General features: G+C 72.7%; 25 protein-coding genes and 1 pseudogene. 13 read left to right on the top strand and 13 right to left on the bottom strand.

Translation table 11 applies throughout. The features are described 5' to 3' along the window. The first annotated feature begins 58 nt into the window (after window positions 1–58). The 4 genes from M1D56_RS08665 (at window position 59) to M1D56_RS08650 (ending at window position 3748) form a co-directional block, all read left to right on the top strand. Entirely contained in the window at window positions 59–1348 is a 1290-nt protein-coding gene (locus tag M1D56_RS08665; protein ID WP_456283258.1) for an ABC transporter substrate-binding protein, read from the top strand. A gap of 2 nt (window positions 1349–1350) precedes the next feature. Beyond that, the gene (locus M1D56_RS08660) at window positions 1351–2322 is read left to right on the top strand and encodes a carbohydrate ABC transporter permease (protein WP_456283257.1); all 972 of its coding nucleotides are present in this window, start codon (window positions 1351–1353) and stop codon (window positions 2320–2322) included. Continuing rightward, a complete protein-coding gene (locus tag M1D56_RS08655; RefSeq protein WP_456283255.1) occupies window positions 2319–3233 on the top strand; it encodes a carbohydrate ABC transporter permease in 915 nt (304 codons plus the stop codon). The genes M1D56_RS08660 and M1D56_RS08655 overlap by 4 nt, the downstream gene beginning before the upstream one ends. A gap of 104 nt (window positions 3234–3337) precedes the next feature. Then, a complete protein-coding gene (locus M1D56_RS08650) occupies window positions 3338–3748 on the top strand; it encodes a hypothetical protein (RefSeq protein ID WP_456283254.1) in 411 nt (136 codons plus the stop codon). A gap of 31 nt (window positions 3749–3779) precedes the next feature. On the opposite strand, the gene M1D56_RS08645 is transcribed toward M1D56_RS08650, so the two are convergent. Further along, the gene (locus M1D56_RS08645) at window positions 3780–4121 is read right to left on the bottom strand and encodes a hypothetical protein (protein WP_456283252.1); all 342 of its coding nucleotides are present in this window, start codon (window positions 4119–4121) and stop codon (window positions 3780–3782) included. 110 nt (window positions 4122–4231) lie between these two features. Here M1D56_RS08645 and M1D56_RS08640 point away from each other — a divergent pair. From M1D56_RS08640 to M1D56_RS08620, 5 genes and pseudogenes are all read left to right on the top strand, one after another. Then, window positions 4232–6535 (top strand): annotated as a pseudogene (locus tag M1D56_RS08640) (FdhF/YdeP family oxidoreductase). Window positions 6536–6537: 2 nt separating this feature from the next. Then, window positions 6538–7434: a formate dehydrogenase accessory sulfurtransferase FdhD gene (gene fdhD, locus M1D56_RS08635; protein WP_456283250.1), complete on the top strand. Its 897-nt coding sequence runs from the start codon at window positions 6538–6540 to the stop codon at window positions 7432–7434. An 81-nt stretch (window positions 7435–7515) separates the two neighbouring features. Further along, window positions 7516–7962, top strand: a complete 447-nt coding sequence (locus tag M1D56_RS08630; RefSeq protein ID WP_271171948.1) for a hypothetical protein — start codon at window positions 7516–7518, stop codon at window positions 7960–7962. Between the two features lie 108 nt (window positions 7963–8070). Then, window positions 8071–8718, top strand: coding sequence for an SDR family oxidoreductase (locus M1D56_RS08625; protein WP_456283248.1), 648 nt, complete (start codon window positions 8071–8073; stop codon window positions 8716–8718). Next, window positions 8715–9122, top strand: a complete 408-nt coding sequence (locus M1D56_RS08620; RefSeq protein WP_421075855.1) for a ribosomal maturation YjgA family protein — start codon at window positions 8715–8717, stop codon at window positions 9120–9122. The genes M1D56_RS08625 and M1D56_RS08620 overlap by 4 nt, the downstream gene beginning before the upstream one ends. Here the strand turns inward: M1D56_RS08620 and M1D56_RS08615 are convergent. From M1D56_RS08615 to M1D56_RS08600, 4 genes are read right to left on the bottom strand one after another with little or no spacing between them, the layout of a single operon-like run. Next, the gene (locus M1D56_RS08615) at window positions 9076–10635 is read right to left on the bottom strand and encodes a deoxyguanosinetriphosphate triphosphohydrolase family protein (RefSeq protein ID WP_271171945.1); all 1560 of its coding nucleotides are present in this window, start codon (window positions 10633–10635) and stop codon (window positions 9076–9078) included. The two genes, M1D56_RS08620 and M1D56_RS08615, sit on opposite strands and share 47 nt — an antisense overlap. A 30-nt stretch (window positions 10636–10665) precedes the next feature. Then, window positions 10666–11259 carry a DnaJ family domain-containing protein gene (locus tag M1D56_RS08610; RefSeq protein ID WP_456283246.1) on the bottom strand — a complete coding sequence of 198 codons (594 nt, stop codon included), beginning with the start codon at window positions 11257–11259 and terminating at the stop codon, window positions 10666–10668. A gap of 52 nt (window positions 11260–11311) precedes the next feature. Continuing rightward, on the bottom strand, window positions 11312–12145 hold the full coding sequence (locus M1D56_RS08605; protein WP_456283245.1) for a hypothetical protein: 834 nt from the start codon (window positions 12143–12145) through the stop codon (window positions 11312–11314). Window positions 12146–12170: 25 nt separating this feature from the next. Beyond that, window positions 12171–12893 carry an NUDIX hydrolase gene (locus M1D56_RS08600; RefSeq protein WP_456283244.1) on the bottom strand — a complete coding sequence of 241 codons (723 nt, stop codon included), beginning with the start codon at window positions 12891–12893 and terminating at the stop codon, window positions 12171–12173. A gap of 47 nt (window positions 12894–12940) precedes the next feature. Here M1D56_RS08600 and M1D56_RS08595 point away from each other — a divergent pair, with 47 nt between their 5' ends. Together M1D56_RS08595 and M1D56_RS08590 are read left to right on the top strand one after the other, a co-directional pair. After that, window positions 12941–13435, top strand: coding sequence for a MogA/MoaB family molybdenum cofactor biosynthesis protein (locus M1D56_RS08595; RefSeq protein ID WP_456283242.1), 495 nt, complete (start codon window positions 12941–12943; stop codon window positions 13433–13435). After that, window positions 13432–13869, top strand: coding sequence for a molybdenum cofactor biosynthesis protein MoaE (locus tag M1D56_RS08590; RefSeq protein ID WP_324014752.1), 438 nt, complete (start codon window positions 13432–13434; stop codon window positions 13867–13869). Before M1D56_RS08595 ends, M1D56_RS08590 begins: the two co-directional genes overlap by 4 nt. Window positions 13870–13872: 3 nt before the next feature. Here M1D56_RS08590 and M1D56_RS08585 read toward each other — a convergent pair whose 3' ends face one another. Genes M1D56_RS08585 through M1D56_RS08570 form a run of 4 tightly spaced genes read right to left on the bottom strand, consistent with a single transcriptional unit; the run spans window position 13873 to window position 16962 of the window. Next, window positions 13873–14106 (bottom strand): MoaD/ThiS family protein, encoded by a 234-nt coding sequence (locus tag M1D56_RS08585; RefSeq protein WP_282977811.1) that lies wholly within the window; start codon window positions 14104–14106, stop codon window positions 13873–13875. Beyond that, on the bottom strand, window positions 14103–14585 hold the full coding sequence (gene moaC / locus M1D56_RS08580; RefSeq protein WP_456283240.1) for a cyclic pyranopterin monophosphate synthase MoaC: 483 nt from the start codon (window positions 14583–14585) through the stop codon (window positions 14103–14105). The genes M1D56_RS08585 and moaC overlap by 4 nt, the downstream gene beginning before the upstream one ends. Then, window positions 14582–15820 (bottom strand): molybdopterin molybdotransferase MoeA, encoded by a 1239-nt coding sequence (locus M1D56_RS08575; RefSeq protein WP_456283238.1) that lies wholly within the window; start codon window positions 15818–15820, stop codon window positions 14582–14584. Before M1D56_RS08575 ends, moaC begins: the two co-directional genes overlap by 4 nt. Beyond that, window positions 15817–16962: a ThiF family adenylyltransferase gene (locus M1D56_RS08570; protein ID WP_456283236.1), complete on the bottom strand. Its 1146-nt coding sequence runs from the start codon at window positions 16960–16962 to the stop codon at window positions 15817–15819. The genes M1D56_RS08575 and M1D56_RS08570 overlap by 4 nt, the downstream gene beginning before the upstream one ends. A 96-nt stretch (window positions 16963–17058) precedes the next feature. Here M1D56_RS08570 and M1D56_RS08565 point away from each other — a divergent pair, with 96 nt between their 5' ends. Next, on the top strand, window positions 17059–18237 hold the full coding sequence (locus tag M1D56_RS08565) for an ATP-binding cassette domain-containing protein (RefSeq protein ID WP_456283234.1): 1179 nt from the start codon (window positions 17059–17061) through the stop codon (window positions 18235–18237). A 47-nt stretch (window positions 18238–18284) separates the two neighbouring features. After that, a complete protein-coding gene (gene moaA / locus M1D56_RS08560) occupies window positions 18285–19301 on the top strand; it encodes a GTP 3',8-cyclase MoaA (RefSeq protein ID WP_456283232.1) in 1017 nt (338 codons plus the stop codon). 39 nt (window positions 19302–19340) lie between these two features. Here moaA and M1D56_RS08555 read toward each other — a convergent pair whose 3' ends face one another. The 4 genes from M1D56_RS08555 to M1D56_RS08540 all read right to left on the bottom strand — a co-directional run bounded on the left by M1D56_RS08555 (window position 19341) and on the right by M1D56_RS08540 (window position 24734). Further along, window positions 19341–20990 carry an ABC transporter ATP-binding protein gene (locus M1D56_RS08555; RefSeq protein ID WP_456283230.1) on the bottom strand — a complete coding sequence of 550 codons (1650 nt, stop codon included), beginning with the start codon at window positions 20988–20990 and terminating at the stop codon, window positions 19341–19343. Continuing rightward, window positions 20987–21949, bottom strand: a complete 963-nt coding sequence (locus M1D56_RS08550) for an ABC transporter permease (protein ID WP_282977802.1) — start codon at window positions 21947–21949, stop codon at window positions 20987–20989. Before M1D56_RS08550 ends, M1D56_RS08555 begins: the two co-directional genes overlap by 4 nt. Window position 21950: 1 nt before the next feature. Further along, window positions 21951–23033 carry an ABC transporter permease gene (locus tag M1D56_RS08545; RefSeq protein WP_282977801.1) on the bottom strand — a complete coding sequence of 361 codons (1083 nt, stop codon included), beginning with the start codon at window positions 23031–23033 and terminating at the stop codon, window positions 21951–21953. Between the two features lie 66 nt (window positions 23034–23099). Continuing rightward, on the bottom strand, window positions 23100–24734 hold the full coding sequence (locus M1D56_RS08540) for an ABC transporter substrate-binding protein (RefSeq protein ID WP_456283228.1): 1635 nt from the start codon (window positions 24732–24734) through the stop codon (window positions 23100–23102). Window positions 24735–24881 lie beyond the last annotated feature (147 nt).

Genomic DNA, 24881 nt, shown 5'->3' with positions numbered 1-24881 from the left:
CGGTTCTCGTCCTCGCAACGACGCGAAAGGGAAGACAGTGAGCGCATCACGTGTGGAGATGAGCCGTCGGACACTCCTCGGGCTCGGACTGGGCGCCACGGCGCTCATGCTGGCCGGCTGCAACCGCTTCGGCATCAGCACCGAGCCGTCGGCGGCGGCGTCCACGCTCAACATGATCTGGTGGGGCGACGCGGCCCGCGCCGAGGCGACGGAGGCGATGCTCGCGGTCTTCACGAAGGAGCACGACGGCCTCACGATCAAGACCGAGTACCAGGACTCTGGCCCCTACGCCGACAAGATGGCGACCCGCTTCGCGGCCGGCGACATCCCCGACCTGTTCAACCAGCGCCGTGACAGCCTGCGCGAGTACGCCGACCGCGGCGCGCTGCTCGACCTCAACCAGCACCTCGACGTGCTGAACCTCGACGACGTCCCCAAGACGGCGCCGCTCGGCGTGGTGGGCGACGCGCTCTACGGCATCCCCGCCGGCCTCAACGCGGTCGGCTTCGTCATCAACCGGAACCTCACCGACCAGTACGGCGTCGAGATCCCCGACGGCGACACGTGGTCGTGGGACGACCTCTGGGCGTTCAGCAAGGCGGTCACCGACGCGTCGGGCGGTCAGGTCTACGGCGTCGACATGGCCTTCGACACCGTGCAGAACCTCGTCGTCTTCGTGCGTCAGACGGGTGAGGAGCTCTACAGCGAGGACGGCTCGTTCGGCGCGAGCGAGAAGACGCTCACGGACTGGTTCGCGATGTCGGTCGAGCAGCGCGCGGCCGGCGCGCTCGCCCCGGCCGGGCACATCGAGACGGTCGGCAGCTCGGCCGAGCAGTCGCCGCTCGCCGCCGGTCTCGTCGCGGGGCAGGTCATCCCGACGAACAACCTCAAGGCCTACAACGACGCGTCGGGCGGCGCGCTCGAGCTGCTGCGCATGCCGGGCGAGGTCCAGGGCGCTCGGCGCGGCATGTCGATCGACACGTCGATGTACTGGTCGATCGGCCAGGAGTCGCCGAATCAGGAGATGGCGCTCGAGCTGCTCGACTTCATCGTCAACAGCGTCGAGGGCAACGAGGCCGTCGGCGCCACCCGCGGCCTCCCGGCGAGCACGGTCGTGGCGGAGGCGATCGCGGACTCCCTCACCCCCGAGGACCAGCGCTCGATCGCGTACATCACGGCCCTCGCCGAGGAGGAGCTGCCGGACTCGCGCCCCGACCCCATCGGAGGCCAGGCCGTGCAGGATGCGCTGACCGACATCGCGACCGAGGTCACCTTCGGCCGCATCACGGCTCAGGAGGCCGCGAAGCAGGTCATCGCCGCGGCGAGCGAAGCCCTCGGGCAGGCCTGACGATGGTCGCCACCGTGGATGCGCCGCCCCGCGGCGAGCGCACCCTTCCGCCGACGGCGCCGGTCGTGCGCCGCCGGCGGAAGCCGACGAGGGCCGGCCGGATCGACTGGTCCGGCTACCTCTTCCTCATCCCGTGGTACGGCGGGATGCTCCTCACGATCATCCCGTTCGGCGCCTCGCTGTACCTCGCTTTCACCGACTACAACCTCCTGAACGCCCCCGTCTTCGTGGGCTTCGAGAACTTCGCCGAGATGCTCTCGGATCCCCGGGTCGGGCAGTCGCTCATCGTGACCTTCGTCTACACGTTCGTGTCGGTCCCGCTGTCGCTCGTCGCGGCGCTCGGCGTCGCGATGGCGCTCAACCAGGGTCTGCGCGGCCTCTCGTTCTACCGCGCGATCTACTACCTGCCCTCCCTGCTGGGGTCGAGCGTCGCGATCGTGATGCTGTGGCGCGAGCTGTTCGGCACGCGCGGCGTCGTGAACACGGCGCTCGGCTGGCTCGGGATCGACGGCCCCGCCTGGGTGTCCGATCCCGACACCGCGCTCAGCGTGCTCATCATGCTGAACATCTGGACGTTCGGGTCGCCCATGGTGATCTTCCTCGCGGCGCTCCGGCAGGTGCCCGCCATGTACTACGAGGCCGCGGCGGTCGACGGAGCGACGAAGTGGTGGCAGTTCCGCTACATCACCGTGCCGCTCATCAGCCCGATCATCTTCTTCAACCTCGTCCTGTCGATCATCGGGTCGCTGCAGACCTTCACGCAGGGCTACGTCATGAGCAACGGGTCGGGCGGCCCGGCCGGATCGACGCTCTTCTTCAATCTCAACCTCTACATCGAGGGATTCGGACGCTTCAACATGGGATACGCGTCGGCGCTCGCGTGGCTGCTGCTGCTCATCATCGCCGCGCTCACCGCGGTCAACTTCGTCGCCCAGAAGCACTGGGTGTTCTACGAGGACGCGGAGGAGCGATGACCGTCACCGAGGTCCAGACCGTCGTCCGGCCCCGTCGCTGGAGCCGGCCCCCGCAGGATGTCCGCGCGGTCGGCCGCCGTCGCGCGACGGCCCGCTCGCGCTTCCTCCGGCACGTCGTGATCGCGGGGGTGGGGCTCTTCATGCTCTACCCGCTGCTGTGGATGCTCTCGAGCTCCTTCAAGCCCGACGACAGGATCTTCACCGAGCAGGGCCTGTGGCCCGCCGAGTGGGATCTCGCGAACTACACGGACGGCTGGAAGGCCCTCGAGCATCCGTTCGACGTGTACCTCGTGAACTCGCTCATCATCGTGGTCCTCAGCATCATCGGCACCCTCGTGTCCACCGCGCTCGCGGCGTTCGCGTTCGCCCGGCTGAACTTCCCGGGGCGGCGCCTCATGTTCGCGCTCACGCTGGGAACGCTCATGCTCCCTGGCCACGTGCTGCTCATCCCGCAGTACATCATCTTCGCCGAGCTCGGATGGGTGAACACGTACCTGCCGCTCGTCGTGCCGCACTTCCTCGCATCGAACGCGTTCTACACCTTCCTCATGGTGCAGTTCATGCGCGCGCTGCCGCGGGAGCTCGACGACGCCGCGCGCATCGACGGATGCGGGACCTTCGGCATCTTCTGGCGGATCATCCTCCCGCTGTGCACGCCCGCGTTCGCGACGACGGCGATCTTCACCTTCATCGCGACCTGGAACGACTTCTTCTCGCCGCTCATCTACATCACGGACACCGACCTGTACCCGGTGCCGCTCGCGCTGCGCCAGTTCATGGACTCGGAGGGCCAGGCGTCGTGGGGGCCGATGTTCGCGATGTCGGTCGTGTCGCTCCTGCCGATCGTCGGGTTCTTCATCGCGGGTCAGAAGTACCTCGTCCAGGGCATCGCGACGACCGGGCTCAAGTGAGCATCGACACGGCGCGGGAGCGGTCGTAGCATCGCCCACAAGGAGGCGCTTCGCGTCCACCGGGTCGGCCGTCGGCTCGCGCGAAGCGCAGGGAGCGGGCTGACATGGACATGAAGACCATGACCGACATGATGGCCGATTCGGACACGATGATGCCGATGGACCACGACGTCATGCAGGCCTGCATGGAGGCGTGCATGGCGTGCGAGCAGGCGTGCACGATGGCCGCCGACATGGAGTCGGGCGCCGAGATGTCGATGTGCCGCAGCATGTGCATGAGCTGCGCCGACATGTGCCACACGATGATGCGCATGATGCTCCGCCCGATGGGCATGCAGATGGGCGCGATGATGGCCATGCACGAGGCGATGAAGACCATGGCGATGGCGTGCTACGACGAGTGCATGAAGCACGCCGAGACGAGCGAGGCGATGCGGATGTGCGCTCAGGCGTGCATGGACTGCGCGAACGCGTGCGACGCCATGATGAAGAGCATGAGCTCGGCCTCGATGTGAGGCGCGGCGGGCCGGATGCGACGGGCGCGGCTCAGCCGCGCTCGTCGCGCACGTTCAGCCACGTGCCCGCTGCCGAGAGCACGTGGTAGCCGGCGTGCAGGGCGACGGGCTCGCCGGGCGCCACGATCGACGCCAGCGGCGCGTGGTGCCACACGCGCGTGAGCGCGCGACCCTCGAGATCGCGCAGCTCGAGCCATCCGTCGGCGTCCACGGCACCCGCGATCGCGTCGATCCAGCGGCTCGGGGTCGCGGCGACGATGCGTCGCTGGATGAGGTGCAGGTCGTGACCCGGTCCGACCTCGGCGCAGAGGGCGCCGGCCTCGTGCAGGCACACGACGGTGTGCTCGGCGGAGACGCGGAGGGGGCTGGTCACGGGATGCTCCTGTCGACGGGTGCGGTCGGGCGTTTCGACCACGGTACGGTCCCTCGCCGCGCCCGTCACGCCGCCGTGTAACGCAGGGAAACCCGCCGTAGCATGGCGGAATGGCGAAGAGGGCACCCCGGGCGGACATCGACGAGACGCGGCTGGTCGTCGGGGAGCGGGAGACCTCCGCGGTCGGCGTGCCGGGCGTGTACCACGCGATGAAGACGTCGCTCGAGCAGATGGGCGTCGTCCGGAGCGCGCGGACGCTCCTGCGCGTGAATCAGAAGGACGGCTTCGACTGCCCCGGCTGCGCATGGCCCGAAGAGGACAGGCGCCATGTCGCGGAGTTCTGCGAGAACGGTGCGAAGGCGGTGGCCGAGGAGGCGACGCTGCGCCGCGTCGAGCCGTCGTTCTTCGCCGAGCACTCCGTCGACGAGCTCCGCGGCCACGATGACTGGTGGCTCGGCCAGCAGGGCCGCCTGACGACCCCGATGGTGCTCGACGAGGGCTCGACGCACTACCGGGAGGCGGGGTGGGACGAGGCCCTCGATCTCGTCGCGGGCGCGCTGACGAGCCTGGACGACCCGGACGAGGCGGTCTTCTACACGTCGGGGCGCACATCGAACGAGGCGGCCTTCCTCTATCAGCTGCTCGTGCGGGGGTTCGGCACGAACAACCTCCCCGACTGCTCGAACATGTGCCACGAGTCCAGCGGGTCGGCGCTCACGGAGACCATCGGCATCGGCAAGGGGACCGTCTCGATCGAGGACATCCACGAGGCCGACCTGCTCATCGTGGCGGGGCAGAACCCCGGCACGAACCACCCCCGGATGCTGTCGGCCCTCGAGAAGGCGAAGCGGCGCGGCGCGACGATCATCGCCGTCAACCCGCTGCCCGAGGCCGGGCTCATCCGGTTCCGCAATCCGCAGACCCCGCACGGGCTCGTGCTCGGCGGCACGCGCATCGCCGACGAGTTCCTGCAGATCCGGCTCGGCGGCGACCAGGCGCTGTTCCAGGGCATCGGCAAGCACCTGCTCGAGCGCGAGGCGGAGGAGGGCGGCGTCCTCGACCGGGCCTTCATCCAGGGCTTCACCACGGGCTTCGACGCGTACGCCGCGGCGGTCGCGGAGGTCGGCTGGCCGCAGATCGAGGAGGCGACGGGGCTCGACGAGCGGACGATCCGGGCGACGGCGGAGCGCGTGCGGCGCTCGCGCGGCACGATCGTCTGCTGGGCGATGGGCCTCACGCAGCACAAGCACTCCGTCGCGACGCTGCGCGACGTCGTCAACGTGCTGCTCCTGCGCGGCGACATCGGGCGTCCCGGAGCGGGCGTCTGCCCCGTGCGCGGCCACTCGAACGTGCAGGGCGACCGGACGATGGGCATCTACGAGAAGCCGTCCGAGACGTTCCTCGCGGCGCTCGACGCCGAGTTCGGGTTCCGCGCCCCGCGCGCGCACGGGCACGACACGGTGGCGGCGATCCGCGCGATGCGGGACGGACGCGTGCGGGTGTTCCTCGGGATGGGCGGCAACTTCGTCTCGGCGACGCCCGACACCGCCGTCGTCGAGGCGGCGATGTCGCGCGTCGACCTCACCGTGCACGTGTCCACCAAGCTGAACCGGTCGCACGTCGTGCACGGCCGCCGCGCAGTCATCCTGCCGACGCTCGGCCGCACCGACCGCGACCGCCGCGGGCGCGGCGAGCAGCGCGTGACCGTCGAGGACTCGATGGGCGCCGTGCACGCCTCGCGCGGGCGCCTGGCCCCGCCGAGCGGCGACCTGCTCAGCGAGGTCGCGATCATCGCGCGCCTCGCGGAGCGCGTGTTCGCGGACCGGCCGAACGCGCCTCGTGCCGACTGGCGCGCGCTCGAGGACGACTACGCGCGCGTGCGCGCGCACATCGCGCGCGTCGTGCCCGGGTTCGACGACTAGGAGCGCCGCATCGAGAAGGGCCGCACCTTCCTGCTGCCGAACGGGCCGCGCGACGCGCGCCGCTTCGACACCCCGACGGGGCGAGCGGTGTTCACGGCGAATGCGCTCGAGCACACGCGCATCCCGGAGGGGCGGCTGCTGCTGCAGACCCTCCGCTCGCACGATCAGTACAACACCACGGTCTACGGCCACGACGACCGCTATCGCGGCATCCGCGGCGGGCGTCGCGTCGTCTTCGCGCACGCCGACGACATCCGCGCGCTCGGGTTCGCGGAGGGAGACATCGTCGATCTCGTCTCGGAGTGGGATGGCCCGCTCGGCCGCGAGGAGCGTCGCGCCGAGGCGTTCCGGCTCGTCGCCTACGACACGCCGCGCGGCAACGCGGCCGCGTACTACCCCGAGACGAACGTCCTCGTGCCGCTCGACTCGGTCGCCGACACGAGCGGGACCCCCACGTCGAAGGCCGTCGTCGTGCGGCTCGAGGCGCGCTGAGCATGGGCCGCCTCACGGCGCACCGCCCGGTGGTCCGCGTCCGTCTCGGCGACGACGGCGCATCGGCCGCGCGACGGCCCGACGCGCTCGCCGTCGAGGAGCCCCTCGAGATCCGCGTCGCGGGCGAGCCGGTCGCCGTCACGATGCGGACCCCGGGCCATGATGTCGAGCTCGCCTCCGGCTTCCTCGTCTCGGAGGGGGCCGTGCATGCGCCGGACGACGTGCGCGCGGCCATCCACTGCGGAGGGCCAGGGACCGGGGGCACCGAGAACACCTACAACGTGCTCGATGTCGCCCTCGCGCCAGGGATCCGTCCTCCCGTCGCACGCGGCTTCTACACGACGAGCTCGTGCGGCGTGTGCGGCAAGGCCTCGATCGAGGCCGTCGAGACCGTGTCGGCGTTCGACATCCGCTCGGATCCGACGCGCGTCGCGGCACGGGTTCTCGCGACCCTGCCCGACCGCCTCCGATCCGCGCAGGCGCTCTTCGACCGGACAGGCGGCCTGCACGCGGCGGCGCTGTTCCCCGCCGAGGGTGGCGAGCCCCTCGTCGTGCGCGAGGACGTGGGGCGCCACAACGCGGTCGACAAGGTCGTCGGATGGGCGCTCGCGCGGGGGATGCTGCCGCTGCGCGGCACCGTGCTCATGGTGTCGGGGCGCGCGAGCTTCGAGCTCGTGCAGAAGGCCGCGATGGCCGGCGTCCCCCTGCTCGCGGCCGTGTCGGCGCCGTCGTCGCTCGCGGTCGAGCTCGCCGCGAGCCGGGGCATCGGGCTCGTCGGGTTCCTCCGAGGCGACACGATGAACGTGTACGCAGGGGCCGAGCGCGTCGATCTCGACGGGGGAGTTGTCCCCACGCCCGGGCGTCCGGGCGACTCCCGCGGCGCCGACCGCGTCCGATAGGGTCGATCGCGGGGGTCGCCGGCATCGTGCTCGGCGTGGTGTCGTCTGCGCGGCTCGCCGCACACGACGACAGGAGCACTCATGGCCATCCGCCGCACCACCAAGACCGTCCTCGCCGCAGCCGCCGCGCTCGCCCTCCTTCCCGGCCTGGCCGCCTGCGGCGCCGGCGGGCAGTCGGTCGCCGACGCGTGCGAGCTCATCACCTCGGGCACCTCGGACATGAACTCGAGCATGAGCGAGCTCTCCACCGCGATGACGAGCGGCGACACCGAGGCGCTCAGCGAGCAGGTCTCGGCCATCAACGACGAGGTCGCCGCGATCGGCGAGAAGGTCACCAACGAGGAGGTCGCCCCGGTCTACGAGAAGTTCGCGGGCGCCTTCGGCGACCTCACGACGCAGATCGAGGGCATGGGCGAGCTCGACATGACCGACACCGAGGCGATGACCAAGGTGAGCGAGGACATGACGGCCGCGTCGACCGCGCTCACCGAGGCGCAGTCCGAGCTCACCGAGCTCTGCGGCGCCTGAGCCGCCGCTTCGCGAGAGCCCGTGCCGACCGGCACGGGCTCTCGGCGTCTCCGCGCCTGCGGCCCCGCGCGACCGTAGGGTGGGAGGACGCGAACGGAAGGGGATCCCATGGCCCGCATCCTGATCTTCGGAGGGCACGGCAAGGTCGCGCTCCTGCTGGCGCCGCTCCTCGCGCACCGCGGAGACGAGGTGACGAGCGTGATCCGCAATCGCGGGCACGCCGACGAGGTCGCAGCGACCGGCGCGGAGCCCCGCGTGGCCGACGTCGAGACGCTCGACGTCGATGCGCTCGCGCAGCTCGTGCGCGGCCACGACGCGATCGTGTGGTCGGCGGGAGCCGGCGGCGGGAATCCGGCCCGGACCTACGCGGTGGACCGCGACGCGGCCATCCGCTCGATGGACGCCGCGCGTGCGGCGGGCGTCGACCGCTACGTCATGGTGTCGTATCTCGGCTCACGACCCGATCACGGCGTTCCGCGCGACGAGCCGTTCTTCGCGTATGCGGAGTCGAAGGCCGCCGCCGACGAGCACCTGCGCGCGAGCGGGCTCGCGTACACGATCCTCCAGCCGGGGCCCCTCACGCTCGACGAGCCGACCGGTCTCATCGAGACGGCGGAGCCGGGCACGGGGCGCGTGACGCGAGGCGACGTCGCGGCGGTCGCCGCGGCCGTGCTGGCCGATGACGCCACGGCGGATCGCTCCATCCCGTTCGGCAACGGAGCGACGCCCATCGACGAGGCGCTCGCGGCGCGGTGAGGCGCGTCGCGCTCGCCGTCGCGGGGGCGCTCACGGTCGCGGCGGGGCTCCTCGTGCACACGGCTCTGCCCGAGACCGCGGCGTCCGACGCGGCGGGCGACGCGCTCTACGCGGTGCTCGTGTACCTGCTCGCGGCGTTCGCGGCTCCCCGCGCGCGCCTGCTCGTCGTCGCGGCAGCGGCTCTCGCCTGGTGCACGGCCGTCGAGCTGCTGCAGCTGTCCGGGCTCCCCGCGCGCTGGGGCGCGGCCTTCCCGCCCCTCCTGCTCGTGCTCGGCACGGTGTTCTCGGCCGCAGACCTCGCCTGGTACGCCGTCGGCGTCGCGATCGCCGCGGGCGCGGACGCCGCGCTGCGGGCGCTCAGAGCCCCTGGCCGGCGTCCCACAGGCGCTCGGGGGAGCCGTTGATGAGCGCGTCGATGTGCATGGCCTGGGCGTCGGTGAGCGACGCGACGTAGTCGACGATCCCGCGCCCGGTGGCGCGCCGCCGGAGCTCGGCGCCATCCGACGCGTCGGCGAGCTCCGGCGCCTCGCGGCGCACCCGCGCGTAGTCCTCTGCCGCGAGATCGACGAGATCGAGCAGACGGCGCGGCGCCCGGCGCACGTCGCGCGGATCGTCGAGCCACGCGGCGAAGCCGTCGACGAGCCGCTCGAGCACGCTCGCCTGTCCGCGCTGGTACAGCGCGAGATCGGGCCGCTCGAGGATGAACCGCTGGTGCAGGAACTTCAGCACAGCGACCTCGTGCCACGCGGTGCGGTCGAGGCTCACGTGACCCGAGCGGATGGGCGGGGTCGCGGTGACCGCGATCGAGTGCTGCAGGCGCGCGATCCACGCGGCCGTGAACTGCGAGAGCGTGCGCTCGGTGAGCATCGAGCCGTCGAAGGGGACAGCGAGCAGGCCGTCGATGACCTCGTCGTTCACGCGCGCGACCGCGTCCGCGAACGCGTCCTCGTCGGCGATCCACGGATCCTTCGCGGCGAGACGGCGCCACAGGAGCTCGAGGGCGCGGCCCGGAGCACGCTGGGAGAGGACGAGATCGCCCTGCTCGGCGGCGTGCAGCTCGGCGCGCTCACGGCGCCATGCCCGGAACTCGGCTGAGATCGTGGACTGGTTGAGCAGACCGGCACGGTAGAAGTCGTCGAGGTCGTGGAGCGAGTAGGCGATGTCGTCGGCGATGTCCATGACCGAGCACTCGACGGTCTGCTGGAGGGGAGCGATCTCGGGGTACGCCGCGCGGGCCTCGTGCATCTCGTGCACGTCGAGCGCGAAGGCCGAGAACTTGTACGCGCCCGTGCCGGGGCTCGCGGGCGTGATCCCGCGCGGAGCCTCGTCGCGGCCGAACCAGTCGTCGCCCTCGCCCCGCAGCCACGGGTACTTCAGCACGGCCGCGCGCACGGCCGCCGTGAGATTGAGCCCCGCGCCCGCGCGGTCGTACTCGTCGAGGCGCGTGATGATGCGGAACGTCTGGGCGTTGCCCTCGAAGCCCTCGCGGAGGCCGAAGCGGTCCTTCGCGAGCCGGTCGAGGGTCTGCTCGCCGAGGTGCCCGAAGGGCGGATGGCCGAGGTCGTGGGCCGCAGCGGCCGCCTGCACGACGACGGGGTCGCATCCGCCGAGCCGATCCACGAGCGCGGCATGCTCGCCGTTCGCGAGCTGCACGGCGATCCCGCGGGCCACGGCGGCCACCTTGACCGAGTGCGTGAGCCGGTTGTGCACCGCGAGGCCGGCGCCGGCCTGCGCGATGACCTGCGTCACGGCCGACAGCCGCGAGTAGTACGGCGAGAAGCGGATCCGCTCGACGTCGACGCGGTACTCCGGGTTCCGCTCGCGCTGCTGGTACGCGTCGAGCGCCTCGGGCACGCGCCGGGCGGTGCGGGGGTCGTGTGCGCCGGCCGTGGGGCCGCCGGAAGGTGCATCGGTCATCGGGACGATGCTACGAGACCGGAGGAGGAGTCAGGTGCGGCGACGGCGGAGGAAGCTCCGGCGCGGGGGCTCCTCGGGGGCTGCCGGACGCGCGGCGGCGCGACGACGCTCGTCGCGGCGCTCCGCCCACGCCGCGACCTCGGTGTCGATGTCGACCATGGGCGTCACGACGGGAGGCCCGCCGAGCAGCTGCATCCGGGCGAGTTTCACGCGTCGGTTGAAGTCGTCGAGATGCCCGCGCACGTCGGCCTCGCGCGAGAAGCCGTCGAGGGTCTCGTGCAATGCGGCATGCTCGGTGCGCAGCTGGAGAGCGGGCGGGCCGATCCCGGTGAGCCCCTCGCGCTCGATCTTGCGGCGGATCCACCAGTCCGGGTCGTGCGACGTCCCGAGTCCCTCGATCGGGCGGCCCGCTCCCGGCAGGTCGTCGAACTCGCCGCGGCGCATCGCCTGCTGGATGACCATCTCGACGTAGGCATGCCGATCGGCCGGGGTCGTGGAGCCCGCCCTGCTGCGGCGGTCGTCCTCATCCGCCGGCTCGCCGAGCTCCTCGCGGATGCGGTCGATCCGGTACTGGGCGGCCGCGAGCCGCGGGTCGTCGGGCTGCTCGCGCTCGCGTGCTGCCATCGCCATCACCTCCGCGTCACCAGGCTACGTCGCGCGGGGAGCAGAGGGGCCGTCAGGCGCCGAGGTCGCCGCGCAGGCGCGTGAGGTGCGCGGCGGTCAGGTCGTCCTCGGCGCGCTCCGCGGTGGGGATGTCGCGGATGACCTCGAACTCGACGGCGGGGACGCCGCCCGCAGGGCGCACGTCGAGGTGCACGACCTCGTCGCCCCGCGCGTGCAGCCAGGCGGCCATGTCGTAGTCGCTCGGGGAGTCTCCCGCCGTGAACCAGCGGCGCGGCGCGACCATCCGCTCCTCGATGAGGCCGAGCGCGCGCTCGGCGCCGAGGGCCTTGCCCGCCGTCACATGCTCGATGTCGACCGAGATGATCGTCGGGACGATGTGGAAGTCGGAGGCGAGCCCCAGCTCGTCGATCACGGCCTGGCAGGCCGCGACGAACGCGGGCTGCGCCGCGAGGTAGTCGGCGTTGGCCGTGTCGACGTTCTGCTCGACGGAGATCATCGTCCGCTTGGTGTCGTCCCAGAACATGAGGTCGCGCTCGCGCTCGGCGTGCGCGCGGATGGCGTCGAGCAGCTCCTGCGGCGGCCGCAGCGCCTCGTCGGCGTGCACCTGCCCGGCGCGCGGCGTCTCGGCCGACGCGTCGAGCGCGAACCACGTCGCGCCCTTCTCTCCGACGCCCCAGACCGGGGCGTCGGCGCGGAGCCCCGCATCCGCGAGCGCCGGGATGACCCGCTCCACGAGGAAGGCGTGCGAGCGCCCGGTGTTGAACACCACGGGCGCACCCGCATGAGCGAGGGCGACGAGGTCGGGCGCGATCGATGGCACGCGCAGGGTGCGGGTGACGGTGCTCGCGAGCGGGCCGTCGACGTCGAGGAGGAGTCCGAGGGTCACCGCTCCATCCTCCCCGATCGCGGGGTCACACCGGCACGTCGATGATCCGGCCCTCGTCCCACGGCTCGGTCCAGCCGAGCCGATCGAACATCGCGTCGAGCACACCCGCCGTGAAGCCCCACACGATGCGCTCCTCGCGCGTGCGCGGATCCGCGAGCACGAACGCGGGGCCGCGCCACTCGCGGCCGCCGCGACGGGTGACGGAGGTGCGGCGGTTCTCAGGGGCGAGGAGATCCGCGACCGGAGCGCGGAACACGGACGACGACTCGGCCGCGTCGACCGCGCGAACAGGCGAGGGGCGCCGCCACCAGGCGAGCACCGGGGTCACGAGGTGGCCCGAGACCGGCACGGGGATCTCGCGGAGCGCGCCGAGGACGTCGACGCCGGCGGGGTCGAGCCCCGTCTCCTCGCGCGCCTCCCGCAGGGCCGCCGCGACGATGTCGCGGTCGCCGGGCTCCACGCGGCCGCCCGGGAAGGCGATCTGCCCTGCATGGGAGCGCAGGGTGGTCGCGCGCGCGAGCAGCAGCACGTCGAGGTCGCTCGAGACCGCGCAGCGATCGTGCCCGGCGGATGCGGGGAGCGCGTCCAGGACGCCGAACAGCACGAGGACGGCCGCGGGCCGAGTGGCGCCCGCCATGAGCTGCGCCCGCTCGCGCGCCCACGGGCCTTCGAACCCCGGGTCGGCCGCGAGCGCCTCGAGCTGCGCGCGCGCCGTCGACGCCGGGAGCTGTGCGTGCGCGGACGACATGGCCACGAGCGTATCGCGCCGCATCGCGCCCTAGGCTGGTCGCTGTGATGTCGGACGAGAAGACGCCGCCGCTCGCGGTCGTCGTGACCGTGAGCGACCGCTCGGCGGCGGGGGAGCGCGAGGACGCCGCGGGCCCGCGGGCCGTCGACGCCCTGCGTGCCGCGGGATGGCGGTGCGAGCCCGCGCGGGTCGTCCCGGATGGCGAGGCCTCCGTCTCGGAGGCTCTGCGGCAGGCGGTCGCAGACGGCGCGCGCCTCGTCGTGACGACGGGCGGCACGGGCGTCGGGCCGCGCGATCGGACGCCCGAGGGCACGCGCGCGGTGCTCGATCGGGAGGTGCCCGGGATCGCCGAGGAGCTGCGCCGTCGCGGCGCGCAGGAGAAGCCGGCCGGCATGCTGACCCGCGGCCTCGCGGGCATCGCCGGGGCGGCGCTCGTCGTGAACCTGCCCGGTGCGCCGCGCGCCGTGGACAGCGGGATGCCGGTCGTGCTCTCGGTCGCCGGGCACGTCGTGTCGCAGCTCGACGGCGGAGACCACGCGTGACCGGCGCCGGTCGGGTCGCGATCGCGCGCATCAGCGCCGAGCCGCTCGACGTCGCCGCGCACCTCGCGGCCGTCGACGATCCGCGCGCAGGCGCGGAGACGTCGTTCGTCGGCCGTGTGCGCGACCACGACCCGGACGCCGGGGGAGCGGTCGTGGCGCTCGAGTACACCGCGCATCCGGACGCCGAGCGCGTGCTCGCATCGCTCGCCGAGCGGGCCGCCGCGGACCACGGCGCGACGGTCGCCGTGAGCCACCGCGTCGGGCGCCTGGGCGTGGGCGACGCGGCGGTGGTCATCGCGGCCGCGTCCGCGCACCGTGCCGAGGCGTTCGCGGCGTGCCGTCAGCTCATCGAGGACATCAAGCGCGAGCTCCCCGTGTGGAAGCGCCAGGTCGAGGCCGACGGCACGGCCGCCTGGAAGGGCATCGGGGGCTGAGGCTCACCCGCCCGCGAACGGCGGCAGCACGTCCACGTGCACGGCGCCCGCCAGCGGAGCGTCGTCGTCGCGGCGCTCGCCGTCGACGAGGACGGCGCAGCGCGGCAGCACGGACCCGAGGGCCGGGTGGTCGGCGACGAGCGCCGCGCGGAGCGCGTCGAGCGTCGCCTCCGTGCGCTCCTCCTCGGCGACGCCCGCGGCCTCCTCCGCGGCGGCGAAGTAGCGCACACGCGTCATGCCGGTGCCTCGCCCTCGCGCATCCAGTCGCCGGAGCGCCCGCCGGACTTCGCGACGATGCGTGCGCTCTCGATCGCCGCGGATCGGTCGATGCCCTTGATCATGTCGACGACCGCGAGCGCCGCCACCGTCACGGCCGTGAGGGCCTCCATCTCGACGCCCGTCCGGTCGGCGGTGCGGACCTCCGCCTCGATCGCGACGCCCTCGTCCTCCACGGCGAGGTCGACGCGTGCACCGTGCACGCCGATCACGTGCGCGAGCGGCAGGAGCTCGGCGCAGCGCTTGGCTCCCTGGATCCCCGCGATGCGCGCGACAGCCAGGACGTCGCCCTTCGGCACGGCGCCGTCGCGCAGGGCGTCGGCCGTCGCGCGTGCGCAGCGCACGAAGCCGCGTGCTGTCGCGGAGCGGACCGTGGGCTGCTTGGCCGTGACGTCGACCATGCGGGCGTGGCCCGCGGCATCCAGGTGCGTGAAGGTCATGACAACAGCATGACATCCACGGGGTCGCCCGCCGCGACAGCGTCGACCTCCGCGGGCACGACCGCGTACGCCGTCGCCGCCGCGAGGCTCCCCGCGAGATGAGAGCCCGATCCGCCCGGTGCGGCCGGGCGCACCGACCAGCGCGCGGGGTCCGATGTGTCAACGATCGCCGGCAGGTACTGGCGTCGCCCGGCGGGCGTGCGCCATCCGACCGCGGCGGGCAGCCGGATGACGGGGCGAGCGGTGTCCCGGATGCCCTGCATCGCGCGCAGCGCGGGGCGCGCGAACACCTCGAACGACACCGCGGCGCTCACGGGATTGCCCGGGAGGCCGAACAGCAGCGGGCCGTCGGCGAGCCGGCCGAAGGCCTGCGGCTTACCGGGCTGCATCGCGACCTTGACGAAGGCGACCTGCGCCGCGAGCGCGTTCTTCACGACCTCGTACGCGCCCGCGCTGACCCCACCGGAGGTGATCACCGCATCCGCGTCGTGTGCCGCGTGCAGGAGCTCGCCGAACGCCTGCTCGTCGTCGGACGACACGGCCACGCGCACGATCTCGGCGCCTGCCGCGGCGGCGAGCCCCGCGAGCAGGGTCGAGTTGGACTCGGGGATCTGGCCGCGGGCGAGGGGCTCGCCCGACGGCACGAGCTCGCTGCCGGTGGAGAGGACCACGACCCGAGGGCGGCGGTGCACCCGCACCGCACCGCCGACGCCGGCGGCGGCCGCGGCGCCGAGGGCATGGGGAGTGAGCACGGTCCCGGCCGGGAGCACCTCGTCGCCCGCGCGGAGGTCCTCGCCCTGTCTCCGGATGTGAGCGCCCCGGCGGCGCGGCGCACGGAGCACCGCGATCTCGCCGAGCGACGCGGCGAGGCCGTCGCGCGTGTCCTCGAACGGCACGATCGCGTCGGCAGCCGTGGGCACGGGCGCCCCGGTCATGATGCGGATGGCCTCCCCCGCGTCGAGCGCCGGGTCGGCAGGGTCGCCCGCGGGCAGATCGGCGACGACGCGGAGGGTGACGGCGTGCTCCGGGCTCGCCTCGGCGACGTCGTCGAAGCGGACCGCGAAGCCGTCCATCGCCGAGTTGTCGAACACCGGGATGTCGACGCGCCCCCGCAGCGCCTCGGCGAGCACGCGCCCGCCCGCTGCGGCGAGCGGGACCTCGACCGGGTCGAGGGCGCGGACCTCCCTGAGGACGGCCGCGAGATGCTCCTCCACGGTGCGCAGGCGGCCGCTCACCGCGCGTCCTCCCTCTCGCGCCATGCCGCGTAGCCGCCATCGAGCACCCTCGCTCGCGTGAAGGGGGCGAGGGCCGTCGCCGCCCGCCGCGCTCGGCCGCCGATCTGGCACACGATGAGCACGGGGCGGTCGCCGACCTCGCGGGCGACGCGCTCGGGCGCGTCGAGCAGCTCGGCGAGGGGGATGTGGCGCGAGCCGGGCACGATGCCCGCCTCGAGCTCCTCGGCCTCGCGCACGTCGATCACGATCGGGGCGGTGGGGCCCGCGAGCTCGGCAGCCGCGGCGTCGACCGGCACGATCTCGACCGGGTGCGCGGGAGAGCCGGGCGCGGTCACCGTGCGGCGCGGGCTGGTCGCGGCGCCCTCGGGCGACTGCGGCGCACCGCGCAGCGGGATCTCGCGGAAGCGCGTGCCGAGCGCGTCGATGAGCAGTAGGCGGCCGACGAGCGGGTCGCCGACGCCCGCGAGGAGCGCGATCGCCTGCGTCGCCATGAGGGCTCCGAGCTGCAGGCAGAGGGGCCCGAGCACGCCCACGGCGGCGCACGTGGGCGGCTCGCCGACGCGATCAGGCGGGTAGAGGTCGTCGAGCACGACGGGCGCGACGCCAGCGGGAGGGCGCGACCAGAAGACCGTGAGCTGCGCGTCGGTCTCCTGGACGGTGCCCCAGACGAGCGGCGTGCCCGATGTCGCGCAGGCCGCCGCGACGGCCGAGCGCGTCGAGAAGAGGTCGGAGCCGTCGAGCACGACGTCGGCGCCCTCGAGGAGGCGCGCCGCGCTCTCGTCCGTGAGGCGCTCCCGGACGGCCCGCACCCGCACCTCCGGTGCGATCTCGCCCGCGACGCGCACGGCGCTGTCGACCTTCGGCGCCCCGACGTCGGAGAGGCGGTGGATGACCTGCCGCTGCAGGTTGGTCAGCTCCACGTCGTCGTCGTCGATCACCGTGAGCGTCCCGACACCGGCGGCGGCGAGGGCGAGCACGGCCGGGGACCCGAGCCCGCCCGCGCCGACGATCGCGACGTGCCCCGCCGCGAGCCGGCGCTGCCCGTCATCGCCGAGCGCAGCGAGCGAGCGGTGGCGGGCCGTGCGCCGCTGCTCGGCGGCGCTCAGCGCGGGGACGGGCTCGACGAGCGGCGGGAACGGCATGGGATCAGGGTACGGCGTCCGCGTCGCCCGCGATTCTCGGGCGATCCATTCCCTTCTGGGCATCGCCGAGGCAGGATCGGAAAGGGGGAGGGGCTCATGGGGGAATCGGTCCGGATGCGCAGGGGCGCGCACACCGTGCCGGTGGACACCGGCGCTCTGCGGCTGAGCCCGCCCGTGCTCCGCGCGCACGTGCGCGTCGACCGGAGCCGCGCGCTCGCGCTCAACGCGCGGATCGAGCTGCACCACGGCGAGGTCGTCGCGGTGATGGGGCCCCGCGGCTCGGGCGCCTCGACGCTCCTCGGTGCGCTCGCCGGGACCATCCGCCTGTCCGACGGCTCGATCGAGCTCGATGCGGGCATCCGGATCGACCGCCGTCGGCACCTCCGCCCCGCGCAGCGGGGCATCGCGCTCGTCGCCGGCGCGCCGGACCTGCCCGAGCACCTCCGCCTCCGGGACATCGTCGCCGACGGGCTGCGGCATCGGAGGATCCCGCGCGGTCTCGCTCGCCAGGAGGCGGACGAGTGGCTGTGGCACGTCGGGCTCCCCGGAGCGGGCGACCACCACCCGCGCGAGCTCTCGCCCGGCGGCCGGGTGCGGGTCGCGGTCGCGCGCGCCCTCGCGGCGGCACCGCGGGTGCTCCTCCTCGACGACCCGCTCGCGCGGCTCGACGCACGCGAGGCGGACGACGTGCGCCAGATGCTCCGCGAGCAGCTCGCGGCGACCCTGACGACCGCCCTCGTCGTCTCGCGCGATCTCGTCGACGCCGTCGCGCTCGCGCAGCGGATGGTCGTCCTCGAGCGGGGGCGCGTGACGCAGTCGGACCGGATCCCCGCCGTGCTCGCGGCTCCCGCGACCGCCTACGTCGCGGAGATCGCGGGACTCAACCGGCTCGAGGGCGTGTTCGCGGATGGCCACTGGACGCCGCGCGAATCCGGCCCCGGGCCGCTTCTCGCGTCGTCCCACCGCACGCATGTCGCCGAGGGCGCCCCGGCCGCGGCGATCTTCCCGATGCGGTCGGTCCGCGTCGAGCACACGGCAGAGAGCACCTGGACCGGCGCGGTGCGCGTGGCGGGGGACAGCCCGGCGTCGCCCGGCCGCTGGCTCTCGCGCGTCGCGCGGATCGAGCCCCTGCCCGCGGGCGGCCGCGTGCGCACGAGCGCTCCCGAGATCGCGGTCGACCTGACATCCGCTCGCCTCGCGGAGCTGCGCCTGCAGCGCGACGACCCGATCTGGCTCTCGGTCGACCCGTCGGACGTCCGCGTGCGGCCGGCCTGACGGCGGCGGCGCGCCTCCTCGCGCCGCAGCGGGCCTACGCTGGACGGATGCGCAGCTCACCGCCTCTCGTCGACACGCACGGCCGTGTCCACCGGGACCTGCGCATCTCGCTGACCGACCGCTGCTCGCTGCGCTGCACGTACTGCATGCCCGAGCAGGGGAACGAGTGGCTCGCGCGCACGAGCATCCTCTCCCTCGACGAGATCGTGCGCGTGGCGGCGGTGGCCGCGGCCGCGGGCATCACCACGTTCCGCCTCACGGGCGGGGAGCCCCTGCTGCGCTCCGACATCGTCGAGGTCGTGCGGCGGCTCGCACGGCTCGAAGGCCCGGATGGCCCCGTGCAGATCGCGATGACGACGAACGGCATCCGCCTCCCGGAGTTCCTGCCCGGTCTCGTCGCAGCGGGGCTGAGCCGCCTGAACATCTCGATCGACACGCTCGACCGCGAGCGGTTCCGGGAGCTCACGCGCCGGGATCGCCTCGGCGACGTGCTCGAGGGCATCGCTGCGGCCGCGGCGTCGCCGCTGCGTCCGCTCAAGCTCAACGCCGTCGCGATGCGCGATGTCAACGTCGACGAGCTCGTCGACCTCGTCGCGTTCGCGGTCGGCCACGGCGCGCAGATGCGGTTCATCGAGCAGATGCCGCTCGACGCGGGCCACACGTGGTCGCGCGAGCGGATGGTCACGCGCGAGGAGATCCTCGACGCGCTGTCCGCGCGGTGGGAGCTCACGCCCGTGCCCGGGCGCGGGGGCGCTCCGGCGGAGACCTGGCTCCTCGACGGCGGGCCGCACTCGGTCGGCGTCATCGCCTCGGTCACGGCGCCGTTCTGCGGCACCTGCGACCGGCTGCGGCTCACGGCCGACGGCCAGCTGCGCAACTGCCTCTTCTCGACGACCGAGTTCGACCTGCTGCCGATCCTGCGCGCGGGGCACGCGCCGGGCGTCGAGGAGCAGCACCTCGACGCGATGCTGCGCGGCTGCATCATCCGCAAGCTGCCCGGCCACGCGATCGACGATCCGTCGTTCCTGCAGCCCGCACGCGGGATGAACGCGATCGGCGGCTGAGCCCCGGTCGCCGAGCCGGAGCCCGGCGACCGGGAGCGGTCAGCCCGCTGCCGCGACGCGCTCCCACTCCGCGCGCCGCTGCGCCTGCAGCACGGGGTCGGGCACGGGCAGCGACGCGATGAGCCGGCGGGTGTACGGATCCTGCGGCGCGCCCAGCACGTCGGCGGTGCGGCCCTGCTCGGCGATGCGGCCCCTGTGGAGCACGACGACGCGATGCGCGAGCAGGTCGACCACGGCGAGGTCGTGCGTGATGAACAGGGCAGCGAAGCCGAATCGCTCCTGCAGCTCCGTGAAGAGCTCGAGCACGCGCGCCTGGACCGAGACGTCGAGCGCGCTCGTCGGCTCGTCGGCGATCACGAGCTTGGGCTCGAGCACGAGCGCCCGCGCGAGGCTCGCGCGCTGCCGCTGGCCGCCCGAGAGCTCGTGCGGGAACCGCCGTGCGACCTCGGGTGGCAGGTGCACCGCCTCGAGCAGCTCGGCGACGCGGTCGTCGGCCTCGCTCTGCCCGACGCCGTGCACGCGCAGCGGCTCGGCGACGCAGGCGCCGATCGTGAGCAGCGGGTTGAAGCTCGACGCCGGGTCCTGGAAGACGAAGCCGATCTCCCTCCGACGCGCCCGGAAGTCCCGTTCGCGGATGCCGTTGAGCTCCGCCCCGAGCACGCGCAGCGAGCCGCCCGTGACGGGAGCGAGCGCGGCCATCGCCCGGCCGATCGTCGTCTTGCCCGATCCCGACTCCCCGACGAGCCCGAGCACCTCGCCCGGGCGGATGTCGAAGCTCACGCCGTCGACCGCGCGGAAGCCGCGCGCCCCGAAGCGGCCGGGGTACTCGATCTCGAGTCCCTCGGCGCGGACGACGGGCTCGGCGTCGGCGTCGCCCGTGTACGGGCGATCGGCGATGGCGAGCCGCGGCACGGCCGCGAGCAGGCGCTGCGTGTACGCGTGCTGAGGTCGGGCGAACAGGTCCACGGCGCGCGCAGTCTCGACGATGTCGCCGCGGTACATGACGGCGACCCGGTCGGCGAGATCGGCCACGACCCCCATGTTGTGGGTGATGAGGACGATCTCGGTGCCGAACTCGTCGCGGGCCCGGCGCAGGAGGTCGAGGATCTCGGCCTGCACGGTCACGTCGAGAGCCGTCGTCGGCTCGTCGGCGATGATCACCTTCGGTCCCAGGACGAGGGCCTGCGCGATCACGATGCGCTGCTTCTGCCCGCCCGAGAACTGGTGAGGGTAGTCGTCGACGCGGCGCTCGGGGTCGGGGATGCCGACCTTGCGCAGGATCTCGACGGCGCGCTCGCGCGCCTCCTTCCGCCCGATGCGCTCGTGGGCCCTGATGCCCTCGGCGATCTGCCATCCCACCGTGAAGACGGGATTGAGCGCGGTCATCGGCTCCTGGAAGATCATCGCCGCCTCGGTGCCGCGCACCGCGCGCAGGCGATCGGGCGACAGCGCCACGACATCCTGCCCCGACAGCACGACGGCGCCGTCGACGCGCGCGGTCTCGGGCAGGAGCCCGAGGATCGCGCGTGCCGTGACGGTCTTGCCGCTGCCCGACTCGCCGACGACGGCGAGCACCTCGCCGGAGCGGACGTCGAGGTCGATGCCGTGCACCGCGTGGACGTCGCCGCCGTCGGTCGCGAAGGTGACGTCGAGACTCTGGATGCGGACGGCGGACTGCTCCTGCGTCATGCGCTCACTCCTCCTTCGGCCGCCACGGCGGCCCTCTTCGCGACCGCACGGCGCGTGCGCAGTCGCGGGTCGGCGAGGTCGTTGAGGCTCTCGCCGACGAGCGTGATGCCGAGCACCACGAGCACGATGGCGACGCCGGGGAAGATCGATGTCCACCACACGCCGCTCGTGACGTCCTCGATCGAGCGGTTGAGGTCGTAGCCCCACTCGGCTGCCGCGGTCGGCTCGATGCCGAACCCGAGGAAGCCCAGCCCCGCGAGCGTGAGGATCGCCTCCGACGCGTTGAGCGTGAAGATGAGCGGCAGCGTGCGGGTCGCGTTGCGCAGCACGTGGCGCATCATGATCCGCCATGGCGACGCGCCGATGACCTTCGCCGACTCGACGAACGCCTCCGACTTGATGCGCACGGTCTCCGCTCGGACGACGCGGAAGTACTGCGGGATGAACACGACCGTGATCGAGATGGCGGCGGCGAAGACGCCGCCGACGAGGCTCGACTGACCGCCCGAGATGACGATCGCCGCGACGATCGCGAGCAGGAGCGTGGGGAACGCGTAGATCGCGTCGCAGATCACGACGAGCACGCGGTCGAGCCAGCCGCCGAGATAGCCGGAGACCACGCCGAGCAGGATGCCGATGAAGATCGACATCGCGACCGAGACGACGATCGCGAACAGCGCGGTCTGCGTGCCCCAGATGACGCGGGACAGCACATCGAAGCCGCCGGCGGTCGTTCCGAGGACGTGCTCGGCGCTCGGCGCCTGTCGCGCGCCGAAGGTGCCGTCGGCATCCGACAGCTGCGAGAAGCCGTACGGGGCGAGCACCGGCGCGAGGATCGCCGTGAGGAGGAACACCGCGCAGATCGCGAGGCCCGCGGTGAGCATGCCCCGCTGGAGACCCACCGACTGCCGGTACGAGCGGACGACGGGGAGACGCGCGAAGAGGGATTCCCTCGCCATGTCAGTACCTCACCCTCGGGTCGATGAACGCCGCGATGATGTCGACGATGAAGTTGGACAGCGCGACGATGACGGCCAGCAGGGCGACGATGCCCTGCACCGCGACGAAGTCGCGTGCCCGGAGGAACTCGGCGAGCTGGAAGCCCAGGCCCGTCCACTCGAACGTCGTCTCGGTGAGCACGGCGCCGCCGAGGAGCATCGCGATCTGGAGGCCGATGACCGTCACGATCGGGATGAGCGCAGGACGATACGCGTGCGTCGCGACGAGGCGCCGCTCGCGGACGCCGCGGGAGCGCGCCGCGTCGATGTACGGCATCGACAGCGTGCCGATGACGTTCGTCCGCACGAGGCGGAGGAACACGCCCGCGGTGAGGAGCCCGAGCGCCAGGCCCGGCAGCACCGCGTGCGAGAGCACGTCGGAGATGTAGGCGGGGTTGCCGCTGCGGATGGCGTCGATCGTGTAGATCCCGGTCGCGCCGTCGAGGCGGTTGAGCCCGATCTCCACGCGCGGGGACGCGCGACCCGAGGTCGGCAGGACGCCGAGCCAGACCGAGAAGACGAGCTTGAGCAGGATCCCCGCGAAGAACACGGGCGTCGCGTAGCAGAGGATCGCGAACACGCGCAGCACGGCGTCGCCCCAGCGGTCGCGGACGGCCGCCGCGATCATGCCGAGCGGGATGCCGACGGCGAACGCCACGATGAGCGCATAGACCGCGAGCTCGAGCGTCGCGCCGCCGTAGCGGAGCAGCACGTCGCCGACGGGCTGGTTGTCGAGCGTCGTGCCGAAGTCGCCCACCGCGATGCGGCCGAGGTACTCGAGGTACTGCACCAGGATGGGCCGGTCGTAGCCGGCCGCCTCGATGCGCTCCTGGAGCTGCGCGGGCGTGAGCTGGCCGCCGAGCGCGGCGGTGATCGGATCGCCGGTCGCGCGCATGAGCACGAACACGGTCGTCACGAGGATGAGGACGGTCGGGAAGATGAGCAGGAAGCGGACGAGCACGTAGCGCCAGAGGCCGTGCCCTCCGCTCGCACGCCGGACGAGCGACGCTGTGGTCGCCTCCGGCGGAGTGAGGGTGTCGGTCACAGGAGGTTCTCCATCATGCCGGAGAGGGCGGGCCGGAGGTCGTCCGGCCCGCCCTCTCCTCGGCGGTCAGCGCGTCAGGGGTGCGAAGCGCAGCTTGAACGAGGTGTCGAGGAGCACGCCCTCGATGTCGGACGCGCTGACGAGGGTCTGCGCGCCCTGGAGGTACGGCACGGTCGAGAGATCCTCGGCGACCATCGCCTGGATCTGCTCGATGAGCGCCGTGCGCTCGCCCTCGTCGGGCGTGACGGCCTGCTGGAGGATGAGGTCGTTGACCTCGGGGTTCTCGTAGTGGTTCACGAGGAAGTTCTCCGTGAGGAAGAACGGCGTGAGGTAGTTGTCGGCGTCCGAGTAGTCGGGGAACCATCCGAGCTGGTACGCGGGGTACACGTCGGCGACGCGGTCCTCCGAGTACTGCGTCCACTCGGTCGAGTTCAGTGAGACGTCGAAGAGGCCGTCCGCCTCGAGCTGCTTCTCGATGAGGGCGTACTCGTCGCCCGAGTTCGGCCCGTAGTGATCGGGACTGTACTGCAGGCTCAGCGCGACGGGCGTCTCCACCCCCGCGTCGGAGAGGATCTGCTCGGCGCTCGCCGCGTCGGGGCCGCCGTCGCCGTCGCCGTAGAGGTCCTTCAGGACCTCGGTCGCGCCGATGAATCCCTCGGGAACGTACGAGTAGAGGGGCGTGTACGTGCCGTTGTAGACCTGCTCGCTCAGCTCGTCGCGGTCGATGAGCGACGCGACCGCCTGCCGCACGGCGAGCGCCTTGGCCTCGTCGGCGTCCTCCGTCTCCGAGCCGTAGGGCTGCGTGTGGAAGTTGAACACGATGTAGCGGATCTCGCCGCCCGGGCCCTCGTGGACCGTGAGCGCGTCGTCGCCCGAGAGATCGGCGACGTCGGCGGGGGACAGGCTGCGGTACGCCACGTCCACATCGCCCTGCTGCACCGCGAGCTTGAGGTTCGACGACTCGGCGTAGTAGTTCAGGATGACGCCGTCGTTCGCGGGCACGTCGATGAGGCCCTGGTAGGCCTCGTTCGGCGTGAACTCGATGATCTCGTTGAACGTGTAGGACGTGATCGAGTACGGTCCCGCGAACGCCTCGGCCTCGACGATGTCCTCGTCGGGCGTGAGCGCGTCGGCGGCGAAGACGTCCTCGTCGACGATCGCGCCGGGGAAGCTCGTGAGGATGTACGGGAACACCTGGTCGTTCTCGGTCTTCAGGTTGAAGACCACGGTCGTCTCGTCGGGGGTGTCGATCGAGTCCAGGTTGTAGAGCAGCGACGAGGCGCCGTTCGGGTCGGCGATCGCGATCTGGCGCTCGAACGAGAACTTCACGTCGCTCGAGGTGAGCGGGTTGCCGTTGGCGAACTCGAGGCCCTCGGGCAGGGTCACCGTGTACTGCGTCGGCGACGTGAACTCGGCGCTCTCGGCGAGGTCGGGCACGACCTCCGTGCTGCCGGGCGCGGTGTTCACGAGGTACGGGAACACCTGCGTCTGGACCGCGAGCGACCCGTTGTCGTAGGAGCCTGCCGGGTCGAGCGTCGTGACCTTGTCGGTCGTGCCGACGAGGATCTGGTTCTCGCCCGCTGCGGGCTCCTCGCCGCCGCCGCCCTGGCCGCCCGCGCAGCCCGCGAGGGCGATCGCCGCGACGGCGGGGACCGCCGTGATCCAGGCCCGACGTCGGACGCCGTTGTGGACAGTCGTCATGGAACTTTCCTCTTTCCTGATGCTTCGCACATCGAAAGGAGCGCCGAACGGGTTCGTCGGCGCTGACCCGAGAATCCTCGCACAGGGTTTTCACAGCGCCGGGACCTGGGAAGTGAGCCGCCGCGGGTGTTTACAAGACCGTCACAA

The sequence above is a fragment of the Microbacterium sp. JZ101 genome, assembly GCF_053903175.1.
Note: the sequence above shows the minus strand (reverse complement) of the source record. Positions and strands in the feature narration are given on the sequence as shown.

What these genes read in the sequence shown, in the direction of transcription:
- M1D56_RS08565 (WP_456283234.1), top strand. Translation starts at nt 17,059, where the DNA reads ATGGGGGAATCGGTCCGGATGCGCAGGGGCGCGCACACCGTGCCGGTG.
- M1D56_RS08655 (WP_456283255.1), top strand. Translation starts at nt 2,319, where the DNA reads ATGACCGTCACCGAGGTCCAGACCGTCGTCCGGCCCCGTCGCTGGAGC.
- M1D56_RS08550 (WP_282977802.1), bottom strand. Translation starts at nt 21,949, where the DNA reads ATGGCGAGGGAATCCCTCTTCGCGCGTCTCCCCGTCGTCCGCTCGTAC.
- M1D56_RS08660 (WP_456283257.1), top strand. Translation starts at nt 1,351, where the DNA reads ATGGTCGCCACCGTGGATGCGCCGCCCCGCGGCGAGCGCACCCTTCCG.
- M1D56_RS08630 (WP_271171948.1), top strand. Translation starts at nt 7,516, where the DNA reads ATGGCCATCCGCCGCACCACCAAGACCGTCCTCGCCGCAGCCGCCGCG.
- M1D56_RS08570 (WP_456283236.1), bottom strand. Translation starts at nt 16,962, where the DNA reads ATGCCGTTCCCGCCGCTCGTCGAGCCCGTCCCCGCGCTGAGCGCCGCC.
- M1D56_RS08540 (WP_456283228.1), bottom strand. Translation starts at nt 24,734, where the DNA reads ATGACGACTGTCCACAACGGCGTCCGACGTCGGGCCTGGATCACGGCG.
- M1D56_RS08625 (WP_456283248.1), top strand. Translation starts at nt 8,071, where the DNA reads ATGGCCCGCATCCTGATCTTCGGAGGGCACGGCAAGGTCGCGCTCCTG.
- M1D56_RS08665 (WP_456283258.1), top strand. Translation starts at nt 59, where the DNA reads ATGAGCCGTCGGACACTCCTCGGGCTCGGACTGGGCGCCACGGCGCTC.
- M1D56_RS08585 (WP_282977811.1), bottom strand. Translation starts at nt 14,106, where the DNA reads ATGACGCGTGTGCGCTACTTCGCCGCCGCGGAGGAGGCCGCGGGCGTC.
- moaC (WP_456283240.1), bottom strand. Translation starts at nt 14,585, where the DNA reads ATGACCTTCACGCACCTGGATGCCGCGGGCCACGCCCGCATGGTCGAC.
- M1D56_RS08615 (WP_271171945.1), bottom strand. Translation starts at nt 10,635, where the DNA reads ATGACCGATGCACCTTCCGGCGGCCCCACGGCCGGCGCACACGACCCC.
- moaA (WP_456283232.1), top strand. Translation starts at nt 18,285, where the DNA reads ATGCGCAGCTCACCGCCTCTCGTCGACACGCACGGCCGTGTCCACCGG.
- M1D56_RS08555 (WP_456283230.1), bottom strand. Translation starts at nt 20,990, where the DNA reads ATGACGCAGGAGCAGTCCGCCGTCCGCATCCAGAGTCTCGACGTCACC.
- M1D56_RS08600 (WP_456283244.1), bottom strand. Translation starts at nt 12,893, where the DNA reads ATGTCGTCCGCGCACGCACAGCTCCCGGCGTCGACGGCGCGCGCGCAG.
- M1D56_RS08610 (WP_456283246.1), bottom strand. Translation starts at nt 11,259, where the DNA reads ATGGCAGCACGCGAGCGCGAGCAGCCCGACGACCCGCGGCTCGCGGCC.
- M1D56_RS08595 (WP_456283242.1), top strand. Translation starts at nt 12,941, where the DNA reads ATGTCGGACGAGAAGACGCCGCCGCTCGCGGTCGTCGTGACCGTGAGC.
- fdhD (WP_456283250.1), top strand. Translation starts at nt 6,538, where the DNA reads ATGGGCCGCCTCACGGCGCACCGCCCGGTGGTCCGCGTCCGTCTCGGC.
- M1D56_RS08650 (WP_456283254.1), top strand. Translation starts at nt 3,338, where the DNA reads ATGGACATGAAGACCATGACCGACATGATGGCCGATTCGGACACGATG.